We start from the raw sequence: 18,860 nt of genomic DNA on the forward strand, positions 1-18,860 counted from the left end.
AAGTAATTATTTGAAAAGTAAATTCCTGATCGTAGAAACGGCATTTGTTATGTCAAGATCCAACAGTAACGAAGCATAAGCTCCAGGAGTCACATTATATTTATCTATCAATGGGTTGGTGTCCTTCTGACGATACAAACTGAGTCCTGCAGTAAAGTATAATGATCTATTGATTCTGTAGCTGGGGCCAACTAAAAGTGATGTATTACTATATAGATTTTTGTATTCTTCCTCTCTGAAATCACCTATTGTCAATCCCAAATGTAGAGATAAATAGTGCCAAAGTGTTGGATGGGAAAGGTATTTTCGTGCAGCTAATTTGTCAATGGACCTGAAATTTATATTGACACCCCATGTCAATTTGGGTATTGCGTGTATGTTTTTTTCATTACTCCTGACAACCAGACATGAAATGCCTACCTGGGGAGTAAAAATGAAACTCGATTTTGTTTGTAGGTCCCTCGCGACATTCGTGCTGATATACCAGTTCGTATATCTCAGTCTGGGATCGCCAGAAATTTTGCTATTTATATAGGTGGTAATATCTGATAACAATTTCCTGTTTTCTTTAAACTTTGTGGTGAGTGAATCAATTTGAAGTGAGAATTGAGTTATTTGTGAAACTGCTGACGGCCTGCTTAAAACAAGGGCCTGAAGTCGTTGCTGTATGGCTTTCAGATACACTATAGAGGTATCCAGATTGGAAATGCGTTTTTCAAAATCGCTGGTTTTTACAGTGTCGGTTAGCTGTTCTTTAATATTTGCCTGGCCGTTGAGAAAAGACTGAGGATTACTATTCACCATTGTATTTAAATAAACGATGCCTGTATTGTCTAGATTATTCGCTGCTAAGAGGCTATAAATGGGAGCTATAGCTGTATGAAAGTATATAGCCTGATTAAAATTATACCCATATAGTTGGGCATATACACTATCTAGCTTATTATCAAAATATATGCGGCCTAATCCATTAGAATGTGCTGTGTCAAAAGTGATTTGTTTAATCAGGAATGCGGATGCTTGTCTGGTGTAGATCATCGTATCTATACCATTAGAGAAACTAAAAAAAGTCTTTGCAAGCGTATTGAGATCTATCTGCTTGTGTAATATAAGACTATCGGCGATTGCATTTATGTACTTTCTGACTTCCTTTAGATTATTGCCGCTTAGCTGTTTAATGACAGCAAAGTCGAAATGGAAGTTAGGAGGCAATTCCGGGAATTCTACAATCAAGTTTCTTCCCTTGCTGTCTATTCTAAACTGCACTCCGAGGATGAAATCGGCTTCACCGTTTATTAGTTCTATATCTCTTATTTTTCTTCGTAAACCTGCCTTTTTTTCGTCTTTTGTTGGTTGTCTATATACAACCTTAAAGGCTTTTACATCTAACACCGTTTCTACATCGTCCATATTAATAATAAGTACGAATGGCTTGTCGAATGGAAGCGCCTTATCTGGTTTTCTTGAGACGGACTCAATTTTGATAACATCCGGAGGAAATGGAATGGTAGCTGCATTTTGTGAGTAAGCTTGGATTGTCATTAATAAAAAGAGCGTCAAGGCTAATATGTAAGTTCTGGAATTCATTTGGGGTATCATTCAAAGAGTGGTAAATAAACATAGAGCAATATTAGAAAATATTGAGTGGCGGGAGAATACCAACTAGTTTGTATTTTTAAGCCATGTCGTTGTCCCTATCTGCTGCTTCAATTAATATAGTTTCGATTTGATCTGACATTCGCTCATCAATTGCTCTAGGCTATCTTATATTGTATGATCAAGACCTTATTTGGTCTTTGATCGAACCAATCGAACTATCTTTAAATTGGATAAGAGGATGTTATATGATTGGCAGAATTAATGTAAAGCAGCAAACCCTCTGCTGGAGATGGTTTACTGTTTTAGTGCCTAATATCGGAACGCTCACGAACCAACTTAAATTGATTTTCAATAATTTATTGAATGTAATGCCTTAATTGTATATTCATACATATTGTCGTCAATAGGTATACATAAACGACGCTAAGAAGCCCTGTCAAACTCCGAGAGTATCGAAAAATACAAACTAATTGGTATTGTTATTAGTTGCTTTTATCGCTCTCGCGCTGATAGTAGCGCAAATAAGTTATTCAATTAAGAAAAGCCCTCGACATCTCACGATAACATTTTGCTCCTTTGCTGTATTTATAGCCTTGGTTATTATTTGCGAAATCTATTTAGAGTCAAGATTTACCGGTAAGGGCTAGCAGATTACACAAAGCGAATGCCATCCTAAGAATAAGGATCGCATTCGCCTTTTCAGGACTTCAAGCAAAACGCAATATAGATCATCTTTCAGGCCCTCTTTTACCCAAAAACGCTGCCCAAATAGATACTATTACTATACTGTCTATTTATCTCTCCTCTAAATGCCATATAAGTTTCTATTCTTTGTTGCTGCCAGGTCTCTGGTAGTTCCAATATTTCCTGACCAATCCTTCTCTTTGCGCCGCACAAATTATAGACAGCCTGTTTTAATGCCGGCGCATATGCCAGGAGCATTACATGGTCTGTACTATCCGGATAGTTGGTAGCTGGTGTCCAGCTGAATAGTAAGGTATTACTTTGTAAAGATACAGAAGGGCTAAGTCCGTCCGTATTGATAGGGCCTTCTGCAACACGAAGTTTACTATAATCTATTTCATAGTTAGGATAACTGCCAATAATGGCGTGTGTTAGCTGATAGGCCACAGCTGCGTTATAGGCTCTAAAGGAACGGTCTTTGGATGTTTTAGCAAAACCAAGCTTTACAAACTCAGAGAATCGGCTTAACAACTGATTGGTGATCCGCATTTTCTCCCTGCAGGCCAACTGTTTTGCACTGGGTGGCTGAGATCCCTGAATCCGCCGTGAGCGGATAATATACTGGCCATCTTGTTCATAACCTTCTACATTGCCAATGGCTCCGAAGAAGCCGTTTAACAGCCCTTTTTTAAGTCGTGCCATAGTATTAGGATTTAATGTCGTGATGTTAATGTCCTCTCCCCTTCGGAGTTTCCGGAGGGAAGAGGACTAAGTAGTTCCTCTTCCCTTTCATCTTCGGGGCTTACCGCGAGTTAACAACTTTAACCGTAGGCTCGCTTTTCATGGAAGAAGAAAAGTTTAAGAAACTATTGAATTTCTATATCGCCTAAATACCGGGAGTCTGAATTTATCTTTCCATCAAAGCTGACAAACAGCACCCATACATGAACGGTGTCTGTTGACCACTGGGCCGGCACAGTCATGTTATAAGTCTGGCTGGATCTGGTAGCAACGCCTACAGCCTGTACATGCGACTGTTTCAAAGGATTGTAAAGCAATATGGTCAGTAAATCCGTACCGTTGGTACTATCGGTACCTGCGTTATTTACCCAGGTGAAGTCCAGCCGGGCTGCTGTCGTAGTAGCAGTTGCAAATTCGGGAGGAGCCAGCAGTCTTCCTTTACCGATCACTATCTGTGGATAGTTGATCGTCAGGGCAGGGTAAACACCGGTGATTCCCTTTTCAAGATTGATCTTAAACGCGGCGTTGTAAGGCGTAAGTCCTTTTGATATGTCTGGAAACCAACATTTATCAGATCGCGAATAGGATTGAGAAACTCGGTCATGAGGGTGAACGCAGTGCGTTGCTTCATCTGATTTTCCGTTGCTGGTCTATTACTTTTTACTGACCGGCTACGCATTACAGAGATGCCTTTCCAACTAGCACCTACTACGGTCCCTACCAGGCCGGAAAATGGGCCTAAGATGCTTTTGAGATACTTTCCCATAAAATAAGGGTTTTAATGTCAGGTGATTAAATCGGGTTAAAAACGTAAGTGAGAGCGTGGGTTAACGCTGTTTGAATTGTTAGTGATCTTTTCGTGATGGAGGCTATAAGGTATTTTAAAGTGAGTAATAGGATGCTCCCTGGCCTTTGGAGCTCTAAATCATAGGTTAAATTGGAGGTTGTTCGCAGGTTGATCGTAGGTTGGTCGTAGGTTGATCGTATGTTAATCGTTCGCGACCGATCAAAGGATGATCAAGCTATTATCAAAGTCCGTTCTACTAGTCTTCCATTCCGGTATAAAGATAAGGTGATAAGTGGAATATAAGTTGGAACATGGAAATATATTCCGGATATCCAAAGTTAATGGATCGAGCTCCAAATTTGTCCGTGTATAATGGTTATCAATCCGCCGATTCCTTATCCAGTGAATCCTTATCACTTCCCCGATTGAAATACATTTTCAGTCTATATCTGCACCTCAAAGCAGCTATCCGTAGTAAGCTCTCCTCCTGTTACAGTCACCAGGCAGTTATATAGCTGACCAAATTCGCTACTCTGTACAAAATCCTCAATCCTGCATGTAACCTCACCATTATTTAATTCCATACCTGTCTCTGGTTTTGTACCGTCCTGGAATTGCATTAGTGCTATAGTATCGCCATCATCTTGCTGTATGGCAAGTACCAAAATCTCTCTACGGTTTTCGTAAGTATAAGCAATAATCCCTACAATATCTTCTCTTATCTCCATACTAGTTCCCGTCAATCCTTTCTTCATAGCCTGCAGCGTCTCCTGATTAACTGCCGCCCGAAGTAATAATTTTTCCACGCCACGGTGGAATTCCGTGAACCACCCCGGGTCTTTCCCCATTGAAAATATTTCGTCAATCACCCAGGTATATATATCCAGATCCGGCTCCGAAGTATCAAGTACCCGCTCAAACAACATTTGTGAAATAGAGATTTCATACTTGTTTGTTGTATTCTTGAAGAAGCCAACATAATAAGAAAGTAAAAACTCATCAATTGCTATAGGAACGACTAACTGCATTTCAGCTGGAATGTAATCCAGTATAAACAACATCTCCAGATCATCTATGCCAGCAGCCCTTTTTATATCTTCGAAATACAATCTTATCCAATCATGCTCAGGTTGTTGTGCAAGTTGCTCACAATATGACTTAGCACACAATTCACATAATTCGTGTGAAGTATCTGACCGTAATTGTTCAAAGAACTCGTCAGGCGTAATCTCACCTCTCCAATACTTATCAGATAAGGCTTTTCCTTCAGCCGTCGCCTGTCTGAAACGGTGCAATAAAGTAGATTCTATTCTATCTGTCATTATCCATTAACTTTACCCGCTCACTTTATCAACGTAATCGGATACACATAAGTCAGATACGCAATCAAAAACACTACCGACAAAAACAATATCGACAACCCTATCACCGCTGAATTAAACTTAATCCCGTCCTTCCCCAACGAAAACTCCGAATCAGTCACTTCAGGCTGGGGCGTAGCACCCGCGGCCTTGGAACTCATCCATTTCTGAACGATCTTCTCCTGCAGCAGAAACTGTCTGTAAGACAAGACCAACCCAGCTCCCACAATAATGATCACAAGAAAGAAGATAATAATACCACTATAAAACTGCCAGGTGAATGCTCTTTTCTGGTGTTGCAGATCAAACTGATACTGCTGCAGACTTAATTTCGCCTGTTCCAGTTTAAAATAGGTGATCGCAGAAGAATCTTCGCTCGCTTCGGGAACAGTCACCGCCACCATTGCCATTGCACTATCAAAAGCTCTTTGCGTTTCGTCTTTCAGCTGGATCTGCGCAACTGCATTTGTCATCATCATGACCAATACGATGAGCATGCCAATGAGCTTACATTTTTTCATATTGTTTCTTTAAATACAGAATATAGGAATAACGGATCTTAAGCAACCGGTTGATATCATTATTAGGCACTTCTTTCTTTTCCAGTGATTGGTAAGTAAGAAAAGAATACCTTTCAAAAGGCTCCTTACCAGATATCGTCATAATAAAATTCAACAGCTGTTCTGCCTTCTTTTGTTTCTCTGCCAGGGGTATTACTTTGCTGCTCAACTGCGGAAATTCTATTCTCCTTACACCCACCGGATTAACCTGATGAATAACCCTTACGGTATCTTCCAATACTAATTTTTGCCGGATGATTAGCAGAGAAGTAGCCGGGTAGGTAGACATAAATGCCTTTCTTTCAATAGCTCTGAACAGTCTGTATTTCAAAGACTTTTTATCTACGTAGCTCTCGTTCAGATAAAAAGAATCACTCCGGATATATAGACGCTCCAATTCCCCCTTTGCGGTAGAATCTATGGCCAGTATCTCCCCGAAACGCTTATAAATACCGGCATCTTTTGCATTTTTAGCTGTTTCGATTGTATACAACAGCTGGTATAGCTTTATTTCATAATAGGGGTCATCTATTACCGGCAACACATTATGCTGATAGCTGTACAACTGCCTGCTCAGGGAATCTACCGCTTGACGCAGCTGCTCATTCTCCTGGATAAGTTCTTCCTCCACATCTATTTTAAGTATTGCGCCTGATAAACTATCAGCGGAGATCATCTCCTGCGCGCTAACCGTAGCAAAAGACAGACAGAGTAACAGGCCGCATAAGGATAAATACCGGAACTTCATCGATAAGGATTATCCCATAAATATAATAATATCATAAAATATCAGATACCCACTGGGCCAAATACAGGTAGAAACACCCATATGATCAATCTGCAGCTTCCTTATCCAGCGAATCCTTATCACTTCCTCTTTTCAGCTTCACATGCGGATTCGTCTGCGTTCCCGTAACATTGAAAGGTATTCCCCAGATGCCCAGCGGAGGCAAGCCTATACGTCCTTTCAGGTTCAATCTCCCGTTAAAGCTAACCTGGCCTTCGAAACGGGGACGGAAACCAGCTATTCGCATCTTTGTCCGCTCAATAGTGATGATATTATTGCCGATGGAAGATCTGATCTCAACCTCAGACAGGTTTGGATCTTTGATATTCCTTTTTGTGCTATTGCTCACTGCATTGAACAGTTTGAAACCTTTCAGCTTTATCTTCTTCAATGACAGTACCCCCTCTCCTTTCAGGGACGGATATACCAGCTGCATATTCTCCCTGAACCTGCCACTGATATGATAATCCAGTCCTACAATACCGCTGGCGGAAGAAGCAGAAGACACCATATCATGAAACAGCGGGATCTCCTTATAAGCACGTTTAATATCAAACTCCCGTGCATTGATATGATAATCAAAAGCAGCACTTTCGCTATTCAGGCTATTATACTGTGCCTCCATTTCAACCGGCGCTCCTATGATATTAAACCCGGTATTACTCATCTGCAAACTGCCGTTATCCACCTGTAGCTGACCATGGAAACGTTGTACATCTATCCCCCGGAAACTAGCCTTATCTGCAGAAGCATTCAGGGTGAGAGACAGATTATCCGGTATGACCACTACACCCGAAGATCCCGGTTCATCTGCTGAATAAGGATCGCTGTTGTATGCCATCAGCTCATCCACCAGGATATAACTGCTCTTCAGGTTAAAGGCTCCCTGAAGGCGTTGATGCGGCTGAGTGGCATAAGCAATCAGGTTGTATAAATGACCATCCAGGCGGAGGTCTGATTTACCATAATGTGCTTCAAATTTGTCAAACCACATCTTATCTTCTTCAAAACGGAAAACGCCGTTGTTGATATAAAAAGGCAGCGGGAATCTGGCAGCTTTCAACGATACATCCTTCACTGTCAGCGTTCCTTTGTTTAATAGTCTGTCGTACTGACTGTTCATCGCATCACTCTTCGTGCCCTGCAGGGTCAGGTCTGCTTTGATGTAACCTTTGGCGTCATATCCTTCCCGGCCCAGTACCTGGTAGATCTTTCCAAGATCGATGATGCCATTGGCCAGGATATTATAATGCAGATCATCAAAATTATTCAGCGCCGCTTTGAGCGTAAAGGTCTGACCCTCAAATTGGAAGGATATCGGTTTGATGTCGATCTTCAATGCCTGCAAACTACCGGCTGTATCTGTCAGCGTAGCGTTGACATTGATCTTCTCAACCGGATGTTTGTAATACTTCGTGTGTACCGCTCCGTTGTCCATGTTCAGGGAAGCAGTGGTTACCGGGAATAAATTTCTTGCCGGCTGATAAATACCTTTACTTAAGATATTGATGTTCAGGTCCCCACTCAGGTCCACACCATCAATCGGATAAAACTTCTCCACATCAGCCATGTGTAACAGTCCTTTCAGACTCGCATCCACCAGCGGCTCCTGTGCATTCGTCAGATGAAAGTATCCTTTGATATAGTTACCTAATACCTCTGCATTGATCTTACTCACGTTCACATGTACATTGGCATAGTTGTTATCCGGACAAGCCGCCTGCACATCAAACCCGATATGCCGGATAGGTTCCCGTACATCTCTGAATTTGAGATAACCGTCACTGAGCGTAGCTTTGAAGTCAAATACAGGGATACTGCTGATGATCCGGTCCGACTCTTGTCCGGGACCGTTGTTAACCGTATATTGTATGTACCTGCCATCCGCCTGAAGGTTCGCCTGAAAACGGCCTTTCAGGTCAAAAGCATCCCATCCCATTGCCTTTCCCCATTTCTCCATATCCAGGTCAGCGCTCATCTTTGCATGGATGTCAGGCTTAGTCAGTCCTACCACTTTAATATCTGAGCTGAAATACCCTTTATCCAGTTTAAAAAAGGCCGAATCAACATTTATAGTAAACTTCTCAGGATTCATCTCCGGCAGCCAGGCCCCGAAATCCAGGCGCAGGTTTTCAATAGCATAAGGTGCTCCTGAACTGGATATTTCTCCGTCCCTCACCTTCATACTGAATGCGAGATCAGGCATCTTGTTAGTCTTCGCAATATACTTACCTGTTAATGAGGCGTTTACCTCAGCAAAGCCCTTTATATCAGTATGCTCCCTCCAGGAAGTATATTTCGACGGCAATGCACTGAAAAGTGCTTCCAGGGTAGATTCACCTGAAGAGAGTTTAAAATCCATCTTATACCCGTTCTTCAGGAAACTGAATGCGCCATTCAGTTTCATCGGCAGCTGGTTAATCTTCAAGTCATTCCGTTCAAAAATGAAATTCAGTGATTTGGTATTGATGCGGGTGATCAGCTTACCATCCAGTTTCTTGGACTGTATGCAGGGTACTCCGCCATAAGCCAGGTCGAAGGAGGCAATGTCGATATGCGAATACAGGTCGAACTGCGATTGATCCAGGTCTCCCTTACCGGTATAATTCACTTCCCGGGCCCGTATCTGCAGGGTCAGGGATTTATCATTGTAGATGATCTTACAGTGCTCCAGCTGTATCTTTTCTATTTTCAGCGATACACTGCCACTGTCAGCCGACTTACGCGAAGGCGTAGCTGGCTGATATACGTTATAATTCGGGCGTCCCTCGGTATCTACCTGTACATGGATATTTCCCTTTGTGAGATAGATCTTGTCCACCCGGGTAGCTTTAGAAAAGATACTTCCCAGGTTGACACCTAACGCTATTTCATCTGCAGATACCAGGGTATCCTGCTCGAAAGGAGCAGATCCTTTCAGACTGAAATCGTACAGTGTCAGGGTGAGTGTAGGGAAATGATTAAAGAAGGATAATCTCGCTTTTGAAAAATTGATCTCGCCAGTGATATTATGGTTAGCCCAGGATTTTATTCTGTTTGACACAGCCGCGGGAAAAAGGAGCGGCAGCAGAAAAAGTATCAGTATCATTCCCCCGGCAGTTATTGAAACGATTTTCAATGTCCGCCATGCGTTTCTCTTCATAGTTGCACCAAGCATAAGGTATAGGATCAGTTATTTGCATTCCACTAGCGGCGCAAAGATAGAAAATCTACAGATGTCTAAAAAATAACATGCGAAGGATATGTAGTATAATTACTCCTTTCTGAAGGGTGTATTGAGTGGAGAACTGGCATTGACGGCATAACCATCCCTGCTGACCATCAGATATAGCCTGTACAATTCAGGCGAATCAGGCATCCTTACATGAATGCCCGGTCCTGTACCCAGGCGACGCATATAAATGGCATTCCCCCAGCCATCAGTTTTATACAGGAACCATTCGAAATGCAGTTGCTGGTTAAGAGGATCCCGCAGGTTCCACCTACCATTGTTATAGACCAATGCATGATAGGACAAGACCTTTCCCGGTTCGGTTATTTCGGCAGGACGCAGAATCTTCACTGGTGGCAGCCGGGGAGCATCAGTTTTTATATGCCAGTAGTCCGCTAGTCGCGAATAAGCTGGTTTATAGTGCCGCTGGTGATCCAGCAGCCCGCTGAAAGTAATGGCATTCCTGGTTTGGATATCCTGCCAGGAGCTGATGAAGAGCGGTTTCTTCGTACCGGTAGCAATGTATTGATCTGCACTGACTCCACTGAGAAACCAGGGAACCTTTGTTTCCGGCAAGGTGATCCTAGTGGTATCGCCCGGAGTAGCCAGTCCCAGACTGGATATTTCAGGTATGGCCGAGGCAAAGGTCTGCAGTGTGGCAGTCACCTGTTCGTCCATCGGCACATCCAGCGTTACAGGTCTTTCCGGATCCACGGCTTTAATCTGTCGCACCAGTTCGCGCAGCCAGTGAAGATACTCATCCTCATGGCGTAATAACGAGGGCTTTGCATACATCTGCTGCAGCCGGCGCCAGGCATTGTTGGAAAGATGCCAGCCGATAATGCTTTTGTCATCCTTTCTTTTCTTTATTGTAGCGATCACCTCTGACATAAAATCTTCCCGGCGCTGTTCATTCGAAATATCACGGTCCAGATCAGGCATCCAAAAAGCGTACTGAATCTTTATGCCTGTTTCATTCGCCACGGCAAGGATATTATGATCATAAACGCCCGGACCATACCTCCTGACAGTGTTAATACCCAGTCGCTGCATATCTTTCAGGTCTCTCAGCACCTCCCTGCGGGTTAAGGTATGCCGGCTCCTGAACCAGGGGATGGCTTTAGCATAAATAACGCCCCTGATCGTATCCATCAGCCGCCCACTATCAGAAATGGCAGGAACAGCGGCAAGCGCCGGCAGCGGACAGGCGATATCATTGTCATTCTTCTGCAGCCTGTTCAGGTCTTGCAGGGAAGCCAGGGGCGCTGATAGTTTCCAGTCCAATGCCCCGCTGTCTTTTCTACTGACAATATTCAGATCATAACTACTGTTAAACAATACAGCGGCTTTTATCTCCGGGAAACGACCACCCATATCTGCAAAGGCATCCTGTAGCCAGTGTTGCTGATTACCTTCTTTTTTCAATGATCCCAGTTCTGCTACCATAACGGGTAAACCGGCACGAAAGAGGTCTTTCCTATGATAAGGGGTATACAACTGATTGAAAGTATACCATTTCCCGTCCGGATGAGAACTGCCATAATTCAGTATGGTTACACCCAGCCAGTCTACATAACCATTACCGGGGAAGTATTGCCCGACAGCCTCCGGTTTCCATGGATTCCATACCCATATCGCATTGCGGGCCCCTGCACGGTTAAAGTAATCATGCACATATCTCCAGGCCTGTATATACTCTTCCGGAGTATTCAAGCCCGTACCTGACCAGGGATAAGCCGGATTATCAGGCTCGTGACCGAACCGGATGAAAACAGGTCGCTCCAGCTTCCTTACCTGCTCCGCAAACTTTTGCAGGTAACCGTCAAAGTACCCCTGGCTGATATGCAGCATCATTTTCCGCTCCTTCATCAGGGAAGTATCTTTACGGGAAACATGGAACAATCCGGCCCAGGGCTCCCAGGTGATCATCGGAATGGCATCTGTCTGATATATTGCATGCATCAGGGAGTCTGGCAGGAAGCAACGGGACTCATCCCCCCAGGGAATGTAACAGGATACGATGTCAAAACGGGCGTCCGTCATCTGGTTGTAGCGGCCAACTTCCTGCATGGATGTCAACCCGGAAGTATTGACAGGACTGAAAATACCTGTTAAAAAGACGGGTTCTATGGTAACCGGCCGGCCCGCATAGCTGGCTGGCGGTCTGGTATCCTCATAAATAAACCAGGCAGTGAAGCCGCACACCAGCAATGTCAGGAGAAGCGCCGTCTTCCTTATTAGCACATACCCGCTGTGACGTAACTTCCATAACCCTACTTTACCGGCATAATAGTAGTGGTAGAGGAATTCCGTAAAAGTAACAGGTAAGGCCGTCGTCATGCGTCCTTTCCAGACACCGGCCACTATATTGAACAGCATGATCAGGCAGTTCAGAAAAGCGATAGCCGCCATTACACCTGAAAAAGGATTCCAGTCCCGCCATAACCCGTAGATAATCGCCGCTGCAGAAATTAATAAAACAGCGGCATTGGGTATAAACAGTTTCCAGCTGGCGCTGTCTTTATCGTCTTTGGGCGTAGGGATGTAAGGCACCTTTTTACGGATCACTGTATATACCAATCCAAGTATATAGATCCACCAGGTGCCTATTAATAACAAGCCTCCTACCATATGGAATCCGCTTTCATCTTCCGCCATGACCCATCGTTGTACGAAATGCCGGATCAACAAGGTAACACAGACAAAAGGTAAACCCAGTATACCGAATGAAAGCAGATCCAGTTGAAACGGTATTACCCCAAGGCATAACGACAATACGGGAACCAGGAAGTTGATCAGAAAAATGACACCCGCAAAGTAGTGAAACGGCAGTATGCCGTAATGGAGTTTCTGCCGCCAGGTAAATTTCCGGAACAGTTTCGGATAGGTGGTCACCAGTAGCTCAAAGGTCCCTCTCGACCATTTCAACTGTTGTTTATAATAGGCGGATAACGTGGAAGGTACCAGTCCCAGGGTCAGTACTTCCGGTACATACACCGATTTCCAACCTTTTGCATGGAGCTGCATAGCGGTATGCATATCCTCCGCCAGTCCGGCGGCATGCCCGCCAATACTATCCAGGGCACTTCTCCGGAAGGTACAGTTAGCGCCAATAGCCTGCACAGTACCGTATTTGTGCATGGTCATCATCATCGGACCATAAAACTGGAAGGTTTGCTGCGCAGCGCCTTTGGCGATGATACTGTCGCCAACATTACTGTATGCCTGCACAATCTGTACAAATCCTATCTGCGGATCATCAAAAAAAGGTACTACCCTCTCCAGGAAATCAGGCGTAGGTACATGATCGGGGTCCATTACCACACAGAGCTCCCCGGTGGCATATTGTAAGGCATTATTGATATTACCGGCTTTGGCATCTATACGGTTATTCCGTGTAACATGACGTACTCCTAAACGCTGACAGGTTTCTTTCAGAAAAGGATCGTTCGCTTCATCACAGAGATAGCTGGTATGCGGATAGGTGATCGCCTGCATGGCAGTAAGCGTCTTAATGATCATTTCATAAGGCTCTCCGGCGCAGAATGTCGTGAGCACATCTACAGTAGGCTGTGATGTGGAGACAGGTCTTTCAGGAACGGTAATATAGAAGTAATGATACCACTCATGCAGTATTTTCAGACAGGAAAAGAGGATCGCTATCATCAACAACCAGTACAGGGGGCGGTTACCCATATTGGCAATGTTGAAAACGCAGAACAGCAATAAGCATAGACTGATCACCCCGGTGATGATCATAAACCGGAGAATGAATAACTCTTTCTTTGAAGGCGGAGAAACGCGCTTGCGTGTTGCCATATTATTGTCCTACTACGTAAAAAGGTGTATTGGCTGTCGCCATGTTGCCATAAGTATCATAAACCCAGGAATAGATCCGGTATGGGCCTTCTTTTGTTGGGGCCCGGAAAGAGATCCTGAAACTATCAAGCGTGATAATATCTGCTTTACGTTCCAGTGGTTGATCACTACTTTGGGGATCAAAATCTTCATCCAGTACTTTCCAGACAATCCGTAATCCTTTTCCGGGTGATTTGATCCTGAGCTCCGCAGTCTGCAATGTACCGGGCTTCATTAAAATATTGTCTGCAGCACCTTTCCCATTCACGTACATCAGCTCTACTTCCGGAGCCTTATGCGGAGATACAGTGCCTGTCCACAGTGCCTGCATTTCTCCCACTATTCCCGTTGCCTCTCCGTCATTTCCAAAGATGCTATACCAGGTGGGCGTCACTTCTTCTTTTTGTCCCCAGTAAAATGTCAGCGCGCCAATAAAACGAGGACTATTAACCGGCAGATGTTGAGTGTACATCTCCCGATACTGATCGGCTTTTTTAGTACTCGTAGGTTCAATAGGTACGCCCCAGGCGGTACGTTTTGCTTCCTGTGGGGAAAATATACCCCATTCCGTTATCAGGAAAGGACCATTCCACAACCAGCTGAATGAATTAAGATTACTTTGCAGGGATTGCAGGCTCCCGAAGATATTAAAGGAGAGTATATCCAGGCCCGGTACTTTCAGTTGAATATTCATCACATTCCTGAACTGGTAATTAACCATTGTGGTGGTAACAGGATGATCCGGATCTTCGGTATGTATCATATCCAGCAAGCTATTATATGCATCGTAGAATTTCTTGTACCTGGCCTTGAAGGGGAAATCAACCTCATTCCCGAGGCACCACATCAGCAATGCGGGATGCGAACGGTAACGTTGCACTACCTGGCGGAAAGCAGCATACTGGCTATCCACTTTCTGCTGGTTGCGATAGAAATAATCCAGGTATTTACTTTCCGGAACATAGAACCCGGCGATAACAGCCAGGTTGTTAGCCGCTGCTTCATCGAGAATAGCACCCAATCTTGTAGTATCCCAGGTGCGGATTGTATTGCCGCCAATTGCTTTTAATCTGGCCATTTGCGTATAACCGGATCCTCCTCTTACTACAAACGGCGTCCCATTCCTGTATAGTATGTATCTGCCATCCTGCCGGGCCACCCATACCTTCCTGAAATGATCAGTGGCTTTATTGCAGTTGCAAAAAAGGAGAAAGAAAACACTAAGGGGGAAAAGGTATACGCGGAGACTATCAGGAGCCATTCGGTGTCATAAATTTATCTCGAACATGTAGCCATGTGTTATAAATATAATACGAATCAGTCAATATATCGTCATGAAAATCAGTCGGCAGATACCGGGCAGGGCAATATTCTTCAGATATATTATCCGGCAGGCGAAGAACTAAAGATCGCACTGGATTGTTATCAATCAAATCCATACACCATGCCAAAGTATGTAATCGAACGGGATATCCCGGGGGCAGGGCAGTTAACTGCCGAACAACTAAAAGGAGTATCACAATCTTCATGTGATGTACTACGTAATATGGGGCCAGAAATCCAATGGGTACAGAGCTATGTGACGGGCGACAAAATCTATTGCGTGTACATCGCTCCCAATGAAGAAATGATCCGGGAACATGCAAGAAAGGGAGGTTTTCCTGCCAATACAATCAACCAGGTTACTGCCATCATTGATCCTGCTACGGCCGAATAAACGGGGCTGGGTAAATTCGAAACTGGTCTACGTCGGCGTACATTATTCCCGGGGTTATCACCCCGCGCTACAAACACGTAGACCCCTACCGGGGTCTAATGCAGCGGATGATCACGTATTGGTTCCCGGGGTTATCACCCCGCGCTACAAACACGTAGACCCCTACCGGGGTCTAATGCAGCGGATGATCACGTATTGGTTCCCGGGGTTATCACCCCGCGCTACAAACACGTAGACCCCTACCGGGGTCTAATGCAGCGGATGATCACGTATTGGTTCCCGGGGTTATCATCCGCGCTACAAACACGTAGACCTCTACCGGGGTATGATGCAGCGGATGATCACGTATTGGTTCCCGGGGTGGTCACCCCGCGCTACAAACACATAGACCCCTACCGGGGTCTGATGCAGCGAATGATCACGTATTGGTTCCCGGGTTATCATCCGCGCTACAAACACGTAGCCCTCTACCGGGGTCTGATGCAGCGAATGATCACGTATTGGTTCCCGGGGTTGTCACCCCACGCTAAAAACACGTAGCCCTCTACCGGGGTCTGATGCAGCGAATGATCACGTATTGGTTCCCGGGGTTATCATCCGCGCTACAAACGCGTAGACCCCTACCGGGGTCTGATGCAGCGGATGGTTCCCGTTCAGGCAATGTCTATCTGCGGGGAAAGGTACACATCCTGGATTGCCTGTAACAGCTCTACGCCCTGTTCAAAAGGCCGTTGGAAAGCTTTCCTTCCGGAGATGAGCCCCATACCACCTGCACGTTTATTGATCACGGCTGTACGTACCGCCTCTTTCAGGTCGCCGGCGCCCGAAGAGGCTCCGCCTGAATTGATCAACCCGATGCGCCCGCTATAACAGTTCAATACCTGATACCGGCACCAGTCAATAGGATGCTCAGTAGTCAACTCAGTATACATTCGTTCATCCAATTTGCCGTATGAGCTACTGCCCATATTCAGCGCCTTGTAACCACCATTGATTTCCGGCAGTTTCTGTTTGATAATATCTGCTTGCAGTGTAACTCCCAGGTGATTGGCCTGTCCTGTCAGATCGGCTGCTACATGGTAATCCTTTCCGCCTGATTTAAAAGCATCATTGCGCAGGTAACACCACAGTATAGCCGCCATCCCCAGTTCATGTGCTTCTTCAAAAGCGTCCGCTACTTCCACGATCTGCCGCCTCGATTCTTCAGACCCAAAGTAAATAGTAGCCCCTACTGCCGCAGCGCCCAGGTTCCAGGCATCTCTTACTGAACCAAACATCGTTTGATCATAACTGTTCGGATAAGAAAGCAGCTCATTATGATTGATCTTAACGATGAAAGGTATTTTATGGGCATAACGGCGGGACATTAATGCCAGTCCGCCGAAAGTCGTAGCTACTGCATTACACCCACCTTCAATAGCAAGCCGGAGTATATTCTCCGGATCGAAATACATGGGATTGGGTGCGAAAGAAGCGCCTGCACTATGTTCAATTCCCTGATCGATAGGCAGGATAGATACATAGCCTGTACCTGCCAGTCGCCCGTGATTATACAACTGCGCCAGGTTTCGCAGGGTCTGCGCATTTCTGTTGGAAAAAGTAAAGTGATCGTCAAGGAAATGCGGGGAAGGAAGATGCAGTTGTTCTTTGGGGACTTTTGTGCATTTATGCTCCAGCAAATCCCGGGCTTCATCACCTAATATACTACTCAGTTTATCTAAAGTCATGGTATTTTATTTAATATGAATGACTGTAACTGATATATACTCCTGATGTGAACGAAGCTAATTAAAAATTCTGATACCGGGCTATCGCGACCTCCTAAAGACTACAGGAATATGTGGCAAGGGTTCATTACCCTGATTGTAAATTAGCGCTTATTCAAAAACACATGCCCGATCAGAATAATAAAGACGCAGCCCGGCCAGCTGGATATAAGTTATACCTCAGAATGGTTCTTCAACATTCAGATATACCCAAAAGAACCATCATCTTTTATACAGTCATATCCGGTATTGTCAATGCAGTATTACTATCCGTCCTGAATGCCGCCGCCAACTCGGCCGGAGAAGGAGAAGTACAGGTAAAATATCTCCTGCTTTTTGCCATCGCATTAACCATATTTTATATCACTAAAAGATATATCCTCAGGAAATCTGTTATCATCGTAGAAAATGCTGTTTACAGCCTTCGTCTCCGGATACTGGAGAAGCTAAGACGCTGTGAATTGTCGCCTATGGAATCTATCGGGAAAGATGAGATCTTCACCCGTGTGTCCAACGATACGAATTTCATTTCACAGTCGGCCGCCGTTATCATCAACGCCTTCCAGGCGCTTATACTCGTCACCTTTGCACTGATCTATATCGGGTTCCTCTCATTTACCGCCTTCGCCGCTACCATCGTGATCCTGGTGATTGCTATCTCATACTTTCTCAGAAGACAAAATGATATCAACCGGGAACTGAGAGAAGCCAATAAAAATGAATCTGCTTTTTATGATCACATAGAAAACCTCATAGAAGGTTTTAAGGAAATAAAGATCAACCATCTGAAAAACGAACAGCTGTTTACTGATATCAGGCATACAGCTGATTATGGTAAAGAGGTCAAGACCAGCAGCGGATTACGTTTTGCAGTAGGCTATATGTTCTCCGAGATGGTCTTTTACCTGCTGCTGGCATCTATCATTTTCCTGCTACCGCAATTTCAGACATTGTATACAGGCACACTCACGCGCCTGACAGCTTCCATCCTGTTTGTGATCGGGCCGCTTGAGAATATTGTCACCACCATTCCCCTCTTTGCTAAAGCTATACAGGCTACACAGAACATTGATCACCTGGAACGGAAGATCGCTGCTTTCTCTGAAAACGATACGCCTAAGTCTTATCCTCCACTACCACCCTTTGAAGAGATCAAACTGGAGAATGTAGTGTATGACTATATGGACGAAGAGAAACAATCTTCCTTTACATTAGGTCCGATCGACTTCACACTGAAGAAAGGGTCGCTGATATGCATTATCGGTGGCAACGGAAGTGGAAAATCCACCTTCCTGAAAGTGCTGACCAATCTTTACCATCCTGCATCCGGCCGCATCCTGGTAAATGGAACAGCACTTAAAGACTTCAATAAAGAGGATTATCGTTTCTGGTTCTCTACCATCTTCACTGACTTCCATCTGTTCCCTAAAATATATGGCATTCCCAATCTCAATGCCGATAAGGTGAATGAGTATATCAAGTTGATGGGACTGTCACATAAGACACATTTTAACGGGACGAATTTCAGCAATGTTCGATTGTCGACCGGTCAGCGTAAAAGACTGGCGCTGATATGCACCCTGCTGGAAGATAAGCCCATCATGATCCTGGATGAAGTAACCGCAGACCAGGACCCGGGTTTCAAGAAATTCTTTTATACGGAAATATTACCCTCATTCCGCCTGAAAGGGAAAACGATTATCATGGTTTCCCATGATGATAAGTATACCGAGCAGTTTGACCGAGTAATAGAAATGGAATATGGTAAGATCATCTCTCAATAACGCAA

Annotated in this window: 13 protein-coding genes; 2 read left to right on the top strand and 11 right to left on the bottom strand. The window is 44.6% G+C overall.

Annotation, left to right across the window (positions count from 1 at the left end; translation table 11 throughout):
* Window positions 1-6: 6 nt before the first annotated feature.
* From BLR32_RS08095 to BLR32_RS08140, 10 genes are all read right to left on the bottom strand, one after another.
* Window positions 7-1,587 carry a hypothetical protein gene (locus tag BLR32_RS08095; protein ID WP_143011394.1) on the bottom strand — a complete coding sequence of 527 codons (1,581 nt, stop codon included), beginning with the start codon at window positions 1,585-1,587 and terminating at the stop codon, window positions 7-9.
* 759 nt (window positions 1,588-2,346) lie between these two features.
* On the bottom strand, window positions 2,347-2,985 hold the full coding sequence (locus BLR32_RS08100) for a DUF6266 family protein (protein ID WP_089830455.1): 639 nt from the start codon (window positions 2,983-2,985) through the stop codon (window positions 2,347-2,349).
* A 164-nt stretch (window positions 2,986-3,149) separates the two neighbouring features.
* Window positions 3,150-3,575 carry a DUF6266 family protein gene (locus BLR32_RS08105; protein WP_317042833.1) on the bottom strand — a complete coding sequence of 142 codons (426 nt, stop codon included), beginning with the start codon at window positions 3,573-3,575 and terminating at the stop codon, window positions 3,150-3,152.
* The gene (locus BLR32_RS08110; protein ID WP_089830458.1) at window positions 3,494-3,790 is read right to left on the bottom strand and encodes a DUF6266 family protein; all 297 of its coding nucleotides are present in this window, start codon (window positions 3,788-3,790) and stop codon (window positions 3,494-3,496) included. Before BLR32_RS08110 ends, BLR32_RS08105 begins: the two co-directional genes overlap by 82 nt.
* Window positions 3,791-4,254: 464 nt before the next feature.
* Window positions 4,255-5,133 (bottom strand): hypothetical protein, encoded by an 879-nt coding sequence (locus tag BLR32_RS08115; protein ID WP_089830460.1) that lies wholly within the window; start codon window positions 5,131-5,133, stop codon window positions 4,255-4,257.
* 20 nt (window positions 5,134-5,153) lie between these two features.
* Window positions 5,154-5,693: a hypothetical protein gene (locus BLR32_RS08120; RefSeq protein ID WP_089830462.1), complete on the bottom strand. Its 540-nt coding sequence runs from the start codon at window positions 5,691-5,693 to the stop codon at window positions 5,154-5,156.
* Window positions 5,680-6,480, bottom strand: a complete 801-nt coding sequence (locus BLR32_RS08125) for a hypothetical protein (protein WP_089830464.1) — start codon at window positions 6,478-6,480, stop codon at window positions 5,680-5,682. Before BLR32_RS08125 ends, BLR32_RS08120 begins: the two co-directional genes overlap by 14 nt.
* Window positions 6,481-6,565: 85 nt before the next feature.
* Window positions 6,566-9,676, bottom strand: a complete 3,111-nt coding sequence (locus BLR32_RS08130; protein ID WP_089830465.1) for an AsmA family protein — start codon at window positions 9,674-9,676, stop codon at window positions 6,566-6,568.
* 96 nt (window positions 9,677-9,772) lie between these two features.
* On the bottom strand, window positions 9,773-13,549 hold the full coding sequence (locus tag BLR32_RS08135; protein WP_089830467.1) for a glycosyltransferase: 3,777 nt from the start codon (window positions 13,547-13,549) through the stop codon (window positions 9,773-9,775).
* A gap of 1 nt (window position 13,550) precedes the next feature.
* A complete protein-coding gene (locus tag BLR32_RS08140; protein ID WP_089830469.1) occupies window positions 13,551-14,849 on the bottom strand; it encodes a glycoside hydrolase family 2 TIM barrel-domain containing protein in 1,299 nt (432 codons plus the stop codon).
* Between the two features lie 183 nt (window positions 14,850-15,032).
* On the opposite strand from BLR32_RS08140, the gene BLR32_RS08145 reads away from it, so the two are divergent.
* The gene (locus tag BLR32_RS08145) at window positions 15,033-15,305 is read left to right on the top strand and encodes a DUF4242 domain-containing protein (protein ID WP_089832095.1); all 273 of its coding nucleotides are present in this window, start codon (window positions 15,033-15,035) and stop codon (window positions 15,303-15,305) included.
* A gap of 653 nt (window positions 15,306-15,958) precedes the next feature.
* On the opposite strand, the gene BLR32_RS08150 is transcribed toward BLR32_RS08145, so the two are convergent.
* The gene (locus tag BLR32_RS08150; RefSeq protein ID WP_089830471.1) at window positions 15,959-17,032 is read right to left on the bottom strand and encodes a class I fructose-bisphosphate aldolase; all 1,074 of its coding nucleotides are present in this window, start codon (window positions 17,030-17,032) and stop codon (window positions 15,959-15,961) included.
* Window positions 17,033-17,196: 164 nt separating this feature from the next.
* On the opposite strand from BLR32_RS08150, the gene BLR32_RS08155 reads away from it, so the two are divergent.
* Complete coding sequence (locus BLR32_RS08155; RefSeq protein WP_089830473.1) at window positions 17,197-18,855, top strand: cyclic peptide export ABC transporter; 1,659 nt, start codon at window positions 17,197-17,199, stop codon at window positions 18,853-18,855.
* Window positions 18,856-18,860 lie beyond the last annotated feature (5 nt).

It is taken from the genome of Chitinophaga filiformis (genome assembly GCF_900102545.1).
Classification (GTDB): domain Bacteria; phylum Bacteroidota; class Bacteroidia; order Chitinophagales; family Chitinophagaceae; genus Chitinophaga; species Chitinophaga filiformis.

Coding starts and splice junctions, on each gene's coding strand:
- BLR32_RS08095 (WP_143011394.1), bottom strand. CDS start 1,587: ATGAATTCCAGAACTTACATATTAGCCTTGACGCTCTTTTTATTAATG.
- BLR32_RS08100 (WP_089830455.1), bottom strand. CDS start 2,985: ATGGCACGACTTAAAAAAGGGCTGTTAAACGGCTTCTTCGGAGCCATT.
- BLR32_RS08110 (WP_089830458.1), bottom strand. CDS start 3,790: ATGGGAAAGTATCTCAAAAGCATCTTAGGCCCATTTTCCGGCCTGGTA.
- BLR32_RS08115 (WP_089830460.1), bottom strand. CDS start 5,133: ATGACAGATAGAATAGAATCTACTTTATTGCACCGTTTCAGACAGGCG.
- BLR32_RS08120 (WP_089830462.1), bottom strand. CDS start 5,693: ATGAAAAAATGTAAGCTCATTGGCATGCTCATCGTATTGGTCATGATG.
- BLR32_RS08125 (WP_089830464.1), bottom strand. CDS start 6,480: ATGAAGTTCCGGTATTTATCCTTATGCGGCCTGTTACTCTGTCTGTCT.
- BLR32_RS08130 (WP_089830465.1), bottom strand. CDS start 9,676: ATGCTTGGTGCAACTATGAAGAGAAACGCATGGCGGACATTGAAAATC.
- BLR32_RS08135 (WP_089830467.1), bottom strand. CDS start 13,549: ATGGCAACACGCAAGCGCGTTTCTCCGCCTTCAAAGAAAGAGTTATTC.
- BLR32_RS08140 (WP_089830469.1), bottom strand. CDS start 14,849: ATGGCTCCTGATAGTCTCCGCGTATACCTTTTCCCCCTTAGTGTTTTC.
- BLR32_RS08145 (WP_089832095.1), top strand. CDS start 15,033: ATGCCAAAGTATGTAATCGAACGGGATATCCCGGGGGCAGGGCAGTTA.
- BLR32_RS08150 (WP_089830471.1), bottom strand. CDS start 17,032: ATGACTTTAGATAAACTGAGTAGTATATTAGGTGATGAAGCCCGGGAT.
- BLR32_RS08155 (WP_089830473.1), top strand. CDS start 17,197: ATGCCCGATCAGAATAATAAAGACGCAGCCCGGCCAGCTGGATATAAG.